The 13,876-nt window shown below is 69.0% G+C and carries 16 protein-coding genes; 15 read left to right on the top strand and 1 reads right to left on the bottom strand.

Translation table 11 applies throughout. From position 1 onward, the window contains the following. The first annotated feature begins 4 nt into the window (after positions 1–4). The 13 genes from hpt to OG558_RS07615 all read left to right on the top strand — a co-directional run bounded on the left by hpt (position 5) and on the right by OG558_RS07615 (position 10,291). A complete protein-coding gene (gene hpt / locus OG558_RS07675) occupies positions 5–556 on the top strand; it encodes a hypoxanthine phosphoribosyltransferase (RefSeq protein WP_328525797.1) in 552 nt (183 codons plus the stop codon). Positions 557–763: 207 nt separating this feature from the next. Beyond that, the gene (ftsH, locus tag OG558_RS07670; protein WP_405069580.1) at positions 764–2,800 is read left to right on the top strand and encodes an ATP-dependent zinc metalloprotease FtsH; all 2,037 of its coding nucleotides are present in this window, start codon (positions 764–766) and stop codon (positions 2,798–2,800) included. Positions 2,801–2,861: 61 nt separating this feature from the next. Beyond that, entirely contained in the window at positions 2,862–3,434 is a 573-nt protein-coding gene (gene folE / locus OG558_RS07665) for a GTP cyclohydrolase I FolE (protein ID WP_328525799.1), read from the top strand. A gap of 139 nt (positions 3,435–3,573) precedes the next feature. Next, positions 3,574–4,722, top strand: a complete 1,149-nt coding sequence (locus tag OG558_RS07660; protein WP_405069579.1) for a S1 family peptidase — start codon at positions 3,574–3,576, stop codon at positions 4,720–4,722. Between the two features lie 104 nt (positions 4,723–4,826). Continuing rightward, on the top strand, positions 4,827–5,624 hold the full coding sequence (folP, locus tag OG558_RS07655) for a dihydropteroate synthase (protein WP_329484791.1): 798 nt from the start codon (positions 4,827–4,829) through the stop codon (positions 5,622–5,624). Next, entirely contained in the window at positions 5,621–6,103 is a 483-nt protein-coding gene (locus OG558_RS07650) for a nuclear transport factor 2 family protein (protein WP_405069578.1), read from the top strand. The genes folP and OG558_RS07650 overlap by 4 nt, the downstream gene beginning before the upstream one ends. Next, the gene (gene folB / locus OG558_RS07645) at positions 6,100–6,489 is read left to right on the top strand and encodes a dihydroneopterin aldolase (protein ID WP_405069577.1); all 390 of its coding nucleotides are present in this window, start codon (positions 6,100–6,102) and stop codon (positions 6,487–6,489) included. Before OG558_RS07650 ends, folB begins: the two co-directional genes overlap by 4 nt. Continuing rightward, on the top strand, positions 6,486–7,043 hold the full coding sequence (folK, locus tag OG558_RS07640) for a 2-amino-4-hydroxy-6-hydroxymethyldihydropteridine diphosphokinase (RefSeq protein ID WP_328525803.1): 558 nt from the start codon (positions 6,486–6,488) through the stop codon (positions 7,041–7,043). The genes folB and folK overlap by 4 nt, the downstream gene beginning before the upstream one ends. A gap of 2 nt (positions 7,044–7,045) precedes the next feature. Continuing rightward, positions 7,046–7,570, top strand: coding sequence for a DUF3180 domain-containing protein (locus OG558_RS07635; protein WP_405069575.1), 525 nt, complete (start codon positions 7,046–7,048; stop codon positions 7,568–7,570). A gap of 11 nt (positions 7,571–7,581) precedes the next feature. Next, the gene (locus tag OG558_RS07630; RefSeq protein WP_329482454.1) at positions 7,582–8,022 is read left to right on the top strand and encodes a hypothetical protein; all 441 of its coding nucleotides are present in this window, start codon (positions 7,582–7,584) and stop codon (positions 8,020–8,022) included. 44 nt (positions 8,023–8,066) lie between these two features. After that, on the top strand, positions 8,067–8,462 hold the full coding sequence (locus OG558_RS07625) for a hypothetical protein (protein ID WP_405069574.1): 396 nt from the start codon (positions 8,067–8,069) through the stop codon (positions 8,460–8,462). Positions 8,463–8,486: 24 nt separating this feature from the next. Beyond that, positions 8,487–9,275, top strand: a complete 789-nt coding sequence (locus tag OG558_RS07620) for an inositol monophosphatase family protein (RefSeq protein ID WP_405069573.1) — start codon at positions 8,487–8,489, stop codon at positions 9,273–9,275. Between the two features lie 59 nt (positions 9,276–9,334). Next, complete coding sequence (locus tag OG558_RS07615) at positions 9,335–10,291, top strand: hypothetical protein (protein ID WP_405069572.1); 957 nt, start codon at positions 9,335–9,337, stop codon at positions 10,289–10,291. Positions 10,292–10,639: 348 nt separating this feature from the next. Here the strand turns inward: OG558_RS07615 and OG558_RS07610 are convergent, their stop codons facing one another. Next, complete coding sequence (locus OG558_RS07610) at positions 10,640–11,845, bottom strand: NADH-quinone oxidoreductase subunit D (RefSeq protein ID WP_405069571.1); 1,206 nt, start codon at positions 11,843–11,845, stop codon at positions 10,640–10,642. A gap of 26 nt (positions 11,846–11,871) precedes the next feature. Here OG558_RS07610 and OG558_RS07605 point away from each other — a divergent pair, with 26 nt between their 5' ends. Beyond that, complete coding sequence (locus OG558_RS07605) at positions 11,872–12,360, top strand: PH domain-containing protein (RefSeq protein ID WP_405069570.1); 489 nt, start codon at positions 11,872–11,874, stop codon at positions 12,358–12,360. Continuing rightward, entirely contained in the window at positions 12,357–13,769 is a 1,413-nt protein-coding gene (locus OG558_RS07600; protein WP_405069569.1) for a PH domain-containing protein, read from the top strand. Before OG558_RS07605 ends, OG558_RS07600 begins: the two co-directional genes overlap by 4 nt. The last annotated feature ends 107 nt before the right edge of the window (positions 13,770–13,876 follow it).

The following is a 13,876-nucleotide window of genomic DNA, read 5'->3' as shown; positions in this document are numbered from 1 at the left end:
TCGTGTGGATGCGGCGGACATCGAGAAGGACCTGACCAAGATCCATTACACCGAGGACCAGATCCTGGCGAAGCTGCGGGAGCTGGCGGGGCGGATCGAGCAGGACTACGAGGGCAAGGACCTCCTGATGGTCGGCGTCCTGCGGGGCGCGGTGATGGTGATGGCCGACCTGGCCCGGTCGTTCAGCCGGCACGTGGAGATGGACTGGATGGCCATCTCGTCGTACGGCTCCGGGACGAAGTCGTCCGGTGTGGTCCGGATCCAGAAGGACCTGGACACCGACATCACCAACCGGCACGTGCTGATCGTCGAGGACATCATCGACACCGGGCTGACGCTGAGCTGGCTGGTCAGCAACCTGGAGTCACGGAAGCCGGCCTCGCTGGAGCTGTGCACCGCGTTCGTGAAGCCGGGCGCGGCCAAGATGCGGGTCCCGGTCAAGTACGTCGGGCTGGAGCTGCCGGACGAGTTCGTGGTCGGGTACGGGCTCGACTACGCGGAGAAATACCGGAACCTGCGCAGCGTGGCGACGCTCGCGCCGCACGTCTATTCCTGACGACGCCGGGGCGGTGGGGCGGGGAAAGTCCTAAACTGGTCCCTCGGGGCGGACTTGGTGACGGCCTGTACAACAGGTCGTACCGTCTTTGGTGACCCTCGTGGTGTGTTGTCTTGTGCGACACGAGACACTTGGACTGGTGTTACCGTCTCAAGCCCGCATACCCGGGCCTGCCGAGCTAGGAGGGACGGGGCGTAGGCCTCGATCATGGACGTGAAGCGCATCTTCCGCGGACCCCTGTTCTGGATCGTCGTCGCCTTCCTGGGCGTACTGGTGATCGGACAGCTCCTGACCGGCTCGACCGGGTACAAGTCCGAGCCGACCGGCCAGGTCGTGCAGCTGATCCAGCAGGCCAAGTCGTCGAGCGACAAGACGATCAAGTCGGTGACGCTGATCGACCCCGACCAGGAGATCCGGGTCGAGAAGACCGACGGCACCAAGATCAAGGCGAACTGGGTCGACGGTCAGGCCGACACCCTCGGGGCCGACCTGCAGTCACTGTTCCAGAGCGGCAAGATCGAGCGGTACAACGTCGAGAACCCGAAGCCGAGCTTCATCGGCCAGGTGTTCTCCACGCTGATCCCGTTCCTGCTGATCGCGGTCGTCTTCATCTTCTTGATGAACTCCATGCAGGGCGGCGGATCGCGGGTGATGAGCTTCGCCAAGTCCAAGGCCAAGCTGATCACCAAGGACACTCCGAAGACCACGTTCGCGGACGTGGCCGGCTGTGACGAGGCGATCGAGGAACTCGGCGAGATCAAGGAGTTCCTGCAGGAACCGGGGAAGTTCCAGGCGGTCGGGGCGAAGATCCCGAAGGGCGTCCTGCTCTACGGCCAGCCCGGTACCGGTAAGACGCTGCTGGCCCGCGCGGTCGCCGGTGAGGCGGGCGTGCCGTTCTACTCGATCTCCGGTTCGGACTTCGTCGAGATGTTCGTCGGTGTCGGTGCCTCCCGGGTCCGCGACCTGTTCGAGCAGGCCAAGACGAACGCGCCGGCGATCGTGTTCATCGACGAGATCGACGCCGTCGGCCGGCACCGTGGTGCGGGCCTCGGCGGTGGTCACGATGAGCGCGAGCAGACGCTGAACCAGCTGCTGGTCGAGATGGACGGCTTCGACATCCGCGGCGGTGTGATCCTGATCGCGGCCACCAACCGGCCCGACGTGCTCGACCCGGCGCTGCTGCGGCCCGGCCGGTTCGACCGGCAGATCGCCGTCGACGCGCCGGACCTGCCCGGTCGCGAGCAGATCCTCAAGGTGCACGCGCGGGGCAAGCCGATGGCGCCGGACGTGGACCTGCGGGCGGTCGCCCGTCGTACGCCGGGCTTCACCGGTGCCGACCTGGCCAACGTGCTGAACGAGGCAGCGCTGCTCACCGCACGGAACAACCTGCAGGTGATCGACAACCGCGGGCTGGACGAGGCGATCGACCGGGTCATCGCCGGTCCGCAGCGCCGCAGCCGGCTGATGTCGGACAAGGAGAAGGTGCTGACGGCGTACCACGAGGGCGGCCACGCTCTGGTGGCGGCCGCGCTGCCGCACTCCGACCCGGTGCAGAAGGTGACGATCCTGCCGCGGGGCCGGGCGCTCGGCTACACGATGGTGATGCCGGACGAGGACAAGTACTCGACCACCCGGTCCGAGATGCTGGACAAGCTGGCCTACATGCTCGGTGGCCGTGCGGCCGAGGAGATGGTCTTCCACGACCCGACCACCGGCGCCAGCAACGACATCGAGAAGGCGAGCGCGCTGGCCCGGGCGATGGTCACGCAGTACGGCATGACCGAGCGGCTCGGCGCGATCAAGTTCGGCTCGGACGGCAGTGAGCCGTTCCTGGGCCGCGACTTCGGCAGTCAGCGCAACTACTCCGAGGAGATCGCGGCCGCGGTCGACGAGGAGGTCGGCAAGCTGATCCTGAACGCGCACCAGGAGGCCTTCGACATCCTGGTCGAGAACCGCGCGGTCCTGGACCACCTGGTCGAGGAACTGCTGGAGAAGGAGACCCTGGACAAGAACGAGATCGCCCGGGTCTTCGCGCCGGTGGTCAAGCGGGAGCGGCGGCCGGCCTGGACCGGTTCGTCCACCCGGGTGCCGTCGGACCAGCCGCCGGTGATGCCGATGCCGACCCGCGCCGAGCAGAACGGCTCGCTGTCGGATGTCCTGCCGGGCGGTTCGGTCGGCCCGGACGAGGCCGTCCGCCCGCCGACCTACGGCAGCGGCCCGACCCCGCCGTCACCCAACGACTGAGCTGACACACAGCGCCGCCACCCGGATCGGGTGGCGGCGTTGTTCTGTCTACAGTGGCGAGATGACGTCGCCGAAGTTCGACCATGCACGGGCGGAGCGGGCCGTCCGCGAACTGCTGATCGCGATCGGGGAGGATCCGGATCGCGAGGGCTTACTGGACACGCCGGCTCGAGTGGCCCGCTCGTACGCCGAGATGACCGGCGGGCTGGGTCAGCGGGCCGAGGACGTGCTGACGACGACGTTCGACATCGGCCACGACGAGATGGTGCTGGTGAAGGACATCGAGGTCTGGAGCCTGTGCGAGCACCACCTGGTCCCGTTCACCGGGGTCGCCCACGTCGGCTACATCCCCAGCCGGGACGGCCGGATCACCGGGCTGTCGAAGCTCGCCCGGCTGGTCGACCTGTACGCGAAACGACCGCAGGTCCAGGAACGGCTGACCACTCAGGTCGCCGAGTCCCTGGTCGAGCTCCTCGAGCCGCGCGGGGTGATCGTGGTGATCGAGTGCGAACACCTCTGCATGACCATGCGCGGCGTCCGCAAACCCGGCGCCAAGACCATCACCTCCGCCGTCCGCGGTCAGCTCCGCAACCCCGTCACCCGCGCCGAGGCGATGAGCCTGATCGTCGGCTGAAACACCCTCCGTAGCCTCGGGCGGCCTTGATTCGTTGGAGTTTGGAAGCCGATACTTGTAGACATTCTGTCGCTGAGCGTTTACTTTCCGTAGTGGCACTTGGCCAACGGGGACCAGGTGCCGGTGTGAGGAGGACAGGATGTCGGGGCGTTTCCGGGTCGGCGCCGCACTTGCCGGGGTCGTCGTACTGACGGCCGGTGGGCTGGTCGCGGCGAACTGGGCCACCGCCGAGACGCGGACCAAGCCGACCGGGCAGAAGTCCGATCCGGTCGGGCCGGTGACCGAGCGGTCGCCGGCGGTCGCGGAGGCGCTCGAGGAGCACCTCGAGCCGGACTCGGGCGTGGTCGGCAGCTACTACGACGACGCCGGTGACCTGGTCATCGCGGTGTCCGACCTGACCGCCGCCGAGCTGGTTCGCGAGGCCGGCGCCATCCCGCGGCTGGTCCGCTTCACGATCGGCCAGTTGACCGCCGTGCAGCGCGAGCTGGACCAGCTCGCCACCGGCTCCAGCGCGGGCAAGGTCCGGTCCTGGTACGTCGATCCCGTCTCGGGCACCGTGGTCGTCACCGTGCCGACGGGCGCGCACGACCAGCTCACCGAGCGGTTCCTGTCCCACGCCGAAGCGAACGGCGACCGGGTCACGGTCCGCACCGTCGCCGGCACGGTGACCACGACCGCCGACGACTTCAGCCTGCGCGGCGGGCTCCAGGTGGACAAGAACACCGGGTATGTCTGCTCCCTCGGCTTCAACGCCCGGACCACCAAGGGCACCCGGATCTTCCTGACCGCCGGGCACTGCACGGCCGGCAAGCCGTCGTTCTCGCGGAACGGCTACATCCTCGGCAACACCCGGACGTCGAGTTTCCCGGGCAACGACTTCGGCACGGTCGGCGTCATCGAGGGCTGGGACCAGCAGGGGTACATCGAGGGCTGGGGAGCCGGCAACGTCGCGGTCCGCGGGATCGCGAACGCGACCGTCGGATCCACGCTCTGCAAGTCGGGCAAGAGCACCGGCTGGACCTGCGGCCGGATCGTCGCCCGGAACGTGACCGTCAACTACGGCAGCAACAAGGTCGTCCGCGGGCTCTTCCAGCACACCGCGTGCGTCGAGGCCGGCGACTCCGGCGGCGCGAACATGACCGGCAACTACGCCCAGGGCATCACCAGTGGGGCCGCGCTGATCGACGGGCGGTGCCTGGAGAAGTACGGCCAGACCAACGAGTCCTACGCACAGCCGATCGCAGAAGCGCTTCAAGCCACCAAGTCACGGTTGGTCCTCAGTAACTGATCCCACCTGGTGGGGTTGGGGGTGGGGGCCACTACGGTGGTCGGGTGAGCGATGGGTCGTGGGGTCAGGTCGACGGGCTGCCGGTGCTGGACCGGTGTCTCGTCATGGGCGTCGTCAACGTGACACCGGACTCGTTCTCCGACGGCGGTGAGTGGTTCGAGCCGGCCGCCGCGATCAAGCACGGCCGGGAGTTGCTGGCCGACGGGGCCGATCTGCTCGACGTCGGCGGGGAGTCGACCCGGCCGGGCGCCGAGCGGCCCGCGCCCGAGGAAGAGATCCGCCGGGTGCTCCCGGTGATCGAGACGCTCGCCGCCGAGGGCGCGCTGATCTCGGTCGACACCATGCGGGCCGGCGTCGCCGCGCTCGCCCTCGACGCGGGTGCGGTGATGATCAACGACGTGTCCGGCGGCCAGGCCGACCCGGACATGCTTGCGCTGGTGGCAGAGCGCCGTACGCCGTATGTCTGTATGCACTGGCGTGGCCACTCGATCGACATGCAGAACAAGGCGGAGTACGTCGATGTGGTCGCCGAGGTGATTGCGGAACTCGCCGAGCGGATCGACGCGATCCGTGCGGCCGGCGTCGATCTCGGCCGGGTCGCGCTCGACCCCGGACTCGGTTTCGCGAAGAACGCGGACCACAACTGGGAGATCCTGCGGAGGTTGCGGGAATTCGCCGTACTGGATCGGCCGTTGTTGATCGGTGCGTCCCGGAAGGCGTTCCTCGGTAGGCTGCTCGCCGACGAGCAGACCGGTGAACCCAGACCGGCCGTACGACGAGACGATGCGAGCGCGGCTGTATCCGCCCTGGCCGCCGCAGCGGGAGCCTGGTGTGTCCGGGCGCACGCGGTGGCGCCGAGCGCGGACGCTGTCCGGGTGGCGAAGAGATGGGGAGCGGTATGACGGACGGACCGGCCAGTCCGCGCCGGAGCGCAGGAGGCGAAGGCGCGCGCGGTGCCTCGGTGGAGGACGTCGTGCTGACCGCCAACACCGCGTTCTACAACGCGTTCGAGGCCGGCGACCTGGACCTGATGGCGGCGGTCTGGCTGCCGGAGCCCGACCCGGTCTGTATCCACCCCGGGAACGCGGCCATCTCCGGATACGCCGAGATGATGCGCGCCTGGGCGATGATCTTCGCGAACACGCCGTACATCCAGTTCTTCCTCACCGATGTTCAGGTGCGCGTGGATGAAGACGTGGCATACGTCACGTGTACGGAGAATGTCCTGTCCTCGGGTGAAGGTGCTCCCGAGGAGGGGTTCGCGGGCGGCAAGGCGCTCGCCACGAACGTTTTCCGTCGAACTTCTACCGGCTGGCGGTTGTGGATCCACCATGCCTCACCGGTACTGTCATCTGGGGGCCGACAGGAGGAGGCGGAATGAGCGGTCCCGTTTTAACTCCTGACGTGATCGAGATCCGTGGTATCCGTGGGTTCGGGCGCCATGGAGTGTTCGAGCACGAGCGAGCCGACGGGCAGGAGTTCGTCGTGGATGTCCGGCTGGAGCTGGACACCCGGCCCGCCGCGGCCTCTGACAACCTGGCCGACACCGTGAACTACGGGGCGGTGGCCGAGCAGGTGCACCAGGCGATCGAGAACGACCCGGTGGATCTGATCGAGACCCTCGCCCAGCGCATCGCCGACCTGTGTCTCGCCGACCGGCGGGTGACAGCGACCGCGGTGACCATCCACAAACCCTCGGCGCCGATCACGGTGCCGTTCGACGACGTTGTCCTGACCGTGCAGCGCAGAGCCGGAGAATCCTCGTGACTGAGACCCCTAGTCCCCACGTCATCGACGCGGACACCCTGAGCGGTGGCCTGAAGCCGATCCGCCAGGTCATCCTGTCGCTCGGCAGCAATCTCGGCGATCGTGAGGCGAACCTGCAGGGCGCGGTCGATGCGCTGCGGGACACCCCGGACGTCGTGGTGGTCGAGGTCTCACCGCTCTACGAGACCCAGCCTGTCGGCGGCCCGGACGAGTCCGGCCCGTACCTGAACGTCGTTCTGCTGGCCGACTCGACGCTGTCGGTCGACCTGCTGCTGGACCGCGCGCACGCGATCGAGCAGGCGTTCGGCCGGGAGCGCAGCGTGCCGGGCGCGCCGCGAACCCTCGACGTCGACCTGATCACGTACGGCCAGAAGACGATCGAGTCCGAGGAACTGACCGTGCCGCACCCGCGGGCGCACGAGCGTGCGTTCGTCCTGGCGCCCTGGCTCGACATCGAGCCGGACGCGGTGCTGCCGGGTCATGGCCCGGTCACCGAACTGCTCGCCAAGGTCGGCACCGAGGGCGTGACCAAGCTCGACATCGAGCTGCAGTAGTGGTGTCCGGCGGTCCCGAGCCAGGCCAGGCGCCCAGTAACGAGCCCGGCAAGGAACCGCCGCGTCCGGGCTCGGTCCGGCCGACCTCACGCCGGTTGCTGATCGCGATCGCAGTCCTCGGGGCGGCGATCGGCGTGACCATCGTGCAGGCGATCGAGTCCAGCGGCGGTGTCGCGCCGGCCGTCTCCTGGCTGACCCTGATCGCCTGGAGCTTCCTGGCCGCGCTGCTGTTCGCCGCGGCCCGCAACACCCATCAGCGGATCCAGATCCGGCGGGAGCGGATGGAACCGTCCCGCGCGGTGTTCCTGTTGCTGATCGGGAAGGCGAGCGCGTTCGTCGGCGCGTTGTGCGCCGGGGTTTACGCAGGGTTCGCGTTATCCTTCCTGGAGGCGATGGGCTCCTCCGGGCCTCGTAACCGTGTGATCATGGCCGGTGCCGCGGCAGTGATCTCAGTGCTGGTCGTCACGGCCGGATTGTTGCTCGAACGCGCGTGTCGTATTCCCGAGGACCCCGACGAGACCCCCTAACATGTCGGTCCATGGGGTCAAGGGGTAGCCGCCGTCGAACCAGGACCACAGTTCTCACCGTCGCCAACGGTCTGCTGATCTTTGTCTGCCTGGGCGTGAGTGCCGCGCTCTTCTCGCAGAACGCCTGGATTCTCCGGGCTGCCGCGGTAGCCGCCGTTGTGATCGCGATCGCCGCCTCGGTGCTGTTCCGCCACCAGTTACTGGTCGAACGCCTGGCCCATTCCGACGAGCGGGCCCAGGTGGCCCAGGAGTACTCGCGGATCACCAGCGCCCGCGTGGTCGAGAACGCGGAGTTCGTCGACCTGATGCAACGCCGGCTGGACAAGATCGACGCCCGCCTGGACAAGATCGACCAGGAGGTCGCCACGGTCGTTGCCGCCGGCGACAAACACTCCCAGGCCGAGGCCCCCACCGTCGTCGACCTCAAACTCCGGGGCCTGGCCGCTTCCTGAGTACGCCGTCCCGCCCCATACTGCGAGGTGGGGAGGGGATCAGCATGGGGCTGGACGCGAACTACCCGGCCGTGACGATGAACGACCCGAACGGGCACGTCACGGTCTACAACCAGGACCACCTGCCGATCGGGCAGCTGGGTCCGACACCCTTCGAGTCGCCGTCGGTGAACGTGACGTGCAAGCGGAAGGCGTGGGAAGACGCCGACTGGTACCGCCTGCTGAATCCGGAGGGCTGGCCGTTCCCGGCGGACGAGGCGTATGTGTCGGCCGACGAGACCCACGAGCTGAATCCGGGGCAGCCGTATCCGATCCCGCAGTGCGCATCCGGCTGCCCGATCAAGATCGGCCAGGCCGCCGCCGCGGGCGTACTGGCGATCGGTACGGTGGCCGCGGCGGCCGCCTGGCGTCGCAAGCGCAGGACGCTCGACACGGCCTGAGGCGTGGTCGCGTAGGTTTTGGGGGTGGATCTCGCCAAGCTGCTGAAGGTTGCCGAAGCCGCCGTCGATCACGGGCGGGTGATCACCGACTCCCGGGGACCGGGCGCGCTGACCTCCAAGGGTGACCGGGACATGGCGTCCGAGGTCGACTTCGCGGTGGAACGGGAGGTGCGGGCGTTCCTCGAACGCGAGACGCCGGAGATCGGCGTACTCGGGGAGGAAGAAGGCGGCGCGACCGACGGGACGCGGTGGGTGCTCGATCCGGTCGACGGGACGGTCAACTTCATCCACGGGGGTCCGTTGTGGGCGATCTCGCTCGGGCTGATCCACGAGGGCCGTGCGGTGGCGGGCGTGATCGACCACCCGGCGCTCGGGACCAGGTACGCCGCTGCCGAAGGGCTCGGCGCCACATGCAACGACAAGCCGATCCGGGGCAGCGAGTGCAGTGACCTCACCGACGCCTTGGTTGCCGTGGGCGACTATGCCGTCGGCCCCGACGCGGAAGCCCAGAACGCCGAGCGCTTCGCCCTGACCCAGCGGCTCTACCCGCGCGCTCAGCGCCTCCGCATGATCGGTACGGCGGCCACCGCGCTGACCTGGACCGCGAACGGGTACTTCGACGCCACGATCATGTTCTCCAACAAGCCCTGGGACACCATGGCCGGCGTCAGCATCTGCCGAGAGGCGGGCTTGCTGGTGCTCGACCTCGACGGCTCCGAGCACACGCCAGACTCCCGCGGAACTTTCGCGGTCGCTGCCGGCATCGCGGACGCACTCCTCGAACTGGTTCGGCAAGCCTCGACTCCCGCCTGACGAGGAGTTGTCCACAGCCTCGCCGACGCCGGTCGCGGAGATCCGTCACCCTGGTTCGGGTGGACTGGTGGTGGCGGCAACAACTCGCGGGCGAAGGCCTCCAGGTCCTGATCCATGCCCAGCACCAGATCGTGTCGCGCACCCAGGCGCTGGCCGCGGGCTTGGCCGACACCGACATCCGCCGACGACTGCGCGGCCGGCGGTGGCGGACGGTTCATCCAGGGGTCTACGCGACGCACACCGGTCCGATCGGGTACGACGAACGGCTCGTCGCCGCCCTGCTCTACGCCGGGCCGGAGGCGGCCTGGAGTCACTACACCGCTGCGGAGCAGCTCGGCCTGATCAAGTGCGATGACCGGCGTCCGGTGTACGTGACCATCCCCTGGCGGCGGCGGGTTCGCGCTCGCCCCGGTCTCGTGATCACCCGGGACAGGCAATGGGAGGATCGACTGGCGGCAGTCGTCCCACCGCGACGCCGGCCCGCGGACGCGGTGCTGGACATCGTCGGCATCTCCGCCGGTCTGGACGACGCGGCAGCGGTGATCGCCGAGGCCTGTCAGAGTGCCCGTGTGACGCCTGACCAGATTCTGCGCGCACTCGCCGACAGGCCGCAGCTTCGTCATCGGGCCGCACTGGGATCAATCCTCGCGGATGTCGCCGAGGGCACACATTCCCTGCTCGAGCTCCACTACCTGCACAAGGTCGAGCGCGCCCACGGGTTGCCGTCGGGGCAGCGGCAGCGCGCGGTGGACGGCGAGTTCACCGACGTCGCCTACCTGCCGTTCGATCTGGTGGTCGAACTCGACGGCCGCTTCCATTTCGCCCCGCGACAGCGGTGGCGGGATCTCGCGCGTGACAACCGCGCGGCCCTGCGCTCGGAGGTCTCCCTGCGCTATGGCTGGCTCGACGTCACCAGCCGCCCGTGCGACGCCGCCGTACAGGTCCTGCACGTCCTGCGCCGTAAGGATCCACACCTCCCGGCCCACCCGTGCAGCCCGACCTGCCCGGTCCGCTGAGTGGCAGGGGCCGGGTAGAGGGGACGGCGGGGAAAGAATTCGTCGCCAGATGCAGATTACTTTCCCCACCGCTGTGAGGGACGGGGTCGGGGACGGTCAGGTACGGCGGCGGGGCGGGTCGGTGGGGAAGGAATTCGTCGCCAGATGCAAGCTTCTTTCCCCACCGACCCGACCGCCCTGCCGGCGCCCCGCCGCCCCGACCCGCCCTGCCGCCTGCCCGCCGACCCGGCCCGCTGTGCCGCCGCCCCGCCGACGCGCCCTGCCGACCCGCCCTGCCGACCCGCCCTGCCGACCCGCCCTGCCGACCCGCCCCGCCGACGCGCGTCGCCGCTGCGCTTCGGGGTGCGGCTACTTGTCGATGTCGCCGACGACGAAGAACATGCTGCCGAGGATGGCGATCATGTCGGGGATCATCGTGCCGGGCAGCAGCGCGGGCAGGGCCGAGATGTTGTTGAAGCTGGCGGAGCGGAGCTTGAGGCGCCACGGGGTCTTGTCGCCGCGGGAGACCAGGTAGTAGCCGTTGATGCCGAGCGGGCTCTCGGTCCAGGCGTAGGTCTGGCCCTCGGGGACCTTGAGGATCTTCGGCAGCCGGACGTTGATCGGCCCGGCCGGCAGCGCCGACAGCTTGTCCAGGCAGGCGTCGACCAGGTCGAGCGACACCTTCACCTGCTCCAGCAGCACTGAGAAGCGGGAGAAGCAGTCGCCGTCGGTCCGGGTAACCACCCGGAGTACGCCGTCGCGCAGCAACTCGTCGTACCCGAGGTAGGGCTCGTCGCGGCGGAGGTCGGCGTCGACGCCGGAGGCGCGGGCGATCGGGCCGGAGACGCCGTACTGCGAGACGAGCTCGGGGGAGAGTCTGCCGACGCCGACGGTGCGGGCGCGGAAGATCTCGTTGCCCAGCACGATGTCCTCGATGTCGGGCAGCCGCTTGCGGACCGCGGCCGAGGCTCCGGCCGCGCGACCGAGCCAGCCGTACGGCAGGTCCTCCTTCAGCCCGCCGACCCGGTTGAACATGTAGTGCATCCGGCCGCCGGAGAGCTCCTCCATCACGGCCTGGATCGTCTCCCGCTCGCGGAAGGCGTAGAAGACCGGCGTGATCGCGCCGAGCTCCAGCGGGTACGAGCCGAGGAACATCAGGTGGTTCAGGATCCGGTTCAGCTCGGCCAGCAGCGTGCGCAGCCAGACCGCACGGACCGGCACCTCCAGGCCCATCATCCGCTCGACCGCGATGACGACGCCGAGCTCGTTGGCGAAAGCGGACAGCCAGTCGTGCCGGTTCGCCAGCACGATGATCTGCCGGTAGTCGCGGACCTCGAACAGCTTCTCCGCGCCCCGGTGCATGTAGCCGATGATCGGCTCGCACCCGACGATCCGCTCGCCGTCCAGGGTCAGCCGCAGCCGCAGTACGCCGTGCGTCGCCGGGTGCTGCGGACCGATGTTGAGCACCATGTCGGTGGTCGCCAGTTCCGAGCCGATCCCGGTCCCGCCGCGCTCGTACGCAGGGTCGAATCCAGCCGCTCCCGCGCCGATTCCCACCACTCTTTCGGTGCTCATGCCCCCTATCGTGACAGGCTTGGAGTGTGGATGACCTCTTCGCACCCTCGGATGTCAGCTGGACGCCGGTCTCGCCGAAGCTGGCGGCGGTCCGCCGGCTGAACGCGGCGATCATGGCCGGCGTGCTCGGGCTGGCGGCGTTGTTCGGGCTGGGACTGACCCTGGGCTGGGTGTACGGCGGCCTGGCGCTGCTCGTGGCGGTGGCCGCCTTCGGCTGGTCGTGGGTCCTGATCGGCCGGAACCAGAGGTCCTGGAAGTACGCCGAACGCGACGACGAGCTGCTGGTCAGCCACGGGATCATGTTCCGCGAGCTGGTCGTCGTGCCGTACGGGCGGATGCAGTTCGTCGACGTGACCGCGGGGCCGCTGGAGCGCGCGTACGGGATCGCGACCGTGGAGCTGCACACCGCGACACCGGCGACCGACGCCAAGATCCCGGGCCTGCACCCGGACGAGGCCGGCCGGCTGCGTGACCGTCTCTCCGCCCTCGGTCAGGCCCAGGCGTGGGGCCTGTGACCGAGCATCCGCCCGGGCAGACCGCGGTCGTGGAGCAGACCGGGGCGCGGCTGCATCCGCTGACCCCGTTCGTGAAGGGCTGGGGCTACTTCGTCGTCGCGGCTGTCGCACTGGTCAACAACGAGGGTCTGCGCAGCAATCTGACGTTCGCCGGCATCGGTCTGGCCGCCGTACTCGTCGGCGGCAGCCTGCTCGGCGCCCTGTCCTGGTATTTCACCAGGTGGCAGCTGACCGACGATGCGATCCGGGTGGACAGCGGGTTCCTGTTCCGGCGGACCCGGATCATCCGGTTCGACCGGATCCAGGCGATCGACGTGGCCCAGCCGTTCGTCGCCCGCCTGTTCGGGATGGCCGAGCTGCGGATGGACGTGGCCGGCGGTGGCAAGAGCGACGGCAAGCTGAGCTATTTCCGGTACGACGAGGCCGTCCAGCTCCGGACGATCCTGCTGGTCCGGGCCAAGGGCGAGCGCGTCGCCGAGCAGCAGGAACAGCAGGTGGAGTCGGCACCGCTTCTGGTCGTCCCGACGACTCGCCTGCTCGGTGCGACCCTGCTGTCGTCCACAGTCGTCGCTAGTGCGGGGGCCGTGATCTGGTTGATCGTCGCGACGGAGTGGCTCGACTTCCACATCGGTCTGTTCGCTGCTCTGCCGCTGCTGTTCGGTGTGGTGCAGCCGATCTGGAAACAGGTCGTCGGCAACCACGGCTTCACCCTGTCGGAGAGCGGCCATGGTCTGCGGACCAAGCGCGGCCTGTTCGACGTGCAGCGGCAGACCATCCCGCCCGGCCGCGTGCAGGGCCTGCTGATCACCGAGCCGCTGATCTGGCGCCTGCTCAGCTGGTCCCGGGTCGAGCTGGACATCGCCGGTGTGGCCGGCAACAAGGAGGACGGCGACGACGAGCGCCAGGGCGCCCAGCTCCTGCCGGTCGGCGACCGTGGCGAGGTCGCGGGCGTGCTGGCCCGCATCCTCCCGGGACTCGACCTCGCGAGCATCCAGATGCACGTCGCCCCGGAGCGGGCCAAGTGGCTGCGCCCCGTCGGCTGGCGCTATCTCGCGTACGGCGCTGACGACCAGGTGCTGGTCACAGTGCGCGGCTGGGTGAGCCGCCGTACGTCGATCGTGCTGCACCACAAGACTCAGTCCGTGCGGCTGGAGCAGGGCCCGCTCCAACGGCGGCTAGGCCTGGCTAACGTCCACGTGGACACTCCACTCGGCCCGACGGACGCCATCGCGCTTCACCGCGACCAACTCGAGGCCGCGCAACTGGTCCAGGCTCAGGCAGAGAGAGCCCGCGAAGCACGCCGGGTGGCGTCCGCTCCGACCGCGGTCCACACCCAGCCGAACCCGCCGAGCCCAGAGGGGTCCAGTAGTTCGGCGGCCTCACCGGCCGACGACAGTTCGGCCACATAGCGCAGCGGCTCCTTCTGAGCCAGCTCCAGGCTCGGACGGGCCGCACTGACCCCCAGGGCACGCAGAGCGTCCCGCTGGAGCACGAGAGACCCACCCAGCGAGTCCCA

Origin of the sequence: Kribbella sp. NBC_01510 (assembly GCF_045040325.1) — a bacterium.
Lineage (GTDB): Bacteria > Actinomycetota > Actinomycetes > Propionibacteriales > Kribbellaceae > Kribbella.
Note: the sequence above shows the minus strand (reverse complement) of the source record. Positions and strands in the feature narration are given on the sequence as shown.

Excerpts from the sequence above, each read along its gene's own strand:
- OG558_RS07610 (WP_405069571.1), bottom strand. The coding sequence starts at position 11,845 with ATGAGCACCGAAAGAGTGGTGGGAATCGGCGCGGGAGCGGCTGGATTC.
- OG558_RS07660 (WP_405069579.1), top strand. The coding sequence starts at position 3,574 with ATGTCGGGGCGTTTCCGGGTCGGCGCCGCACTTGCCGGGGTCGTCGTA.
- folP (WP_329484791.1), top strand. The coding sequence starts at position 4,827 with ATGGGCGTCGTCAACGTGACACCGGACTCGTTCTCCGACGGCGGTGAG.
- OG558_RS07630 (WP_329482454.1), top strand. The coding sequence starts at position 7,582 with ATGGGGTCAAGGGGTAGCCGCCGTCGAACCAGGACCACAGTTCTCACC.
- ftsH (WP_405069580.1), top strand. The coding sequence starts at position 764 with ATGGACGTGAAGCGCATCTTCCGCGGACCCCTGTTCTGGATCGTCGTC.
- folE (WP_328525799.1), top strand. The coding sequence starts at position 2,862 with ATGACGTCGCCGAAGTTCGACCATGCACGGGCGGAGCGGGCCGTCCGC.
- OG558_RS07650 (WP_405069578.1), top strand. The coding sequence starts at position 5,621 with ATGACGGACGGACCGGCCAGTCCGCGCCGGAGCGCAGGAGGCGAAGGC.
- folB (WP_405069577.1), top strand. The coding sequence starts at position 6,100 with ATGAGCGGTCCCGTTTTAACTCCTGACGTGATCGAGATCCGTGGTATC.
- OG558_RS07625 (WP_405069574.1), top strand. The coding sequence starts at position 8,067 with ATGGGGCTGGACGCGAACTACCCGGCCGTGACGATGAACGACCCGAAC.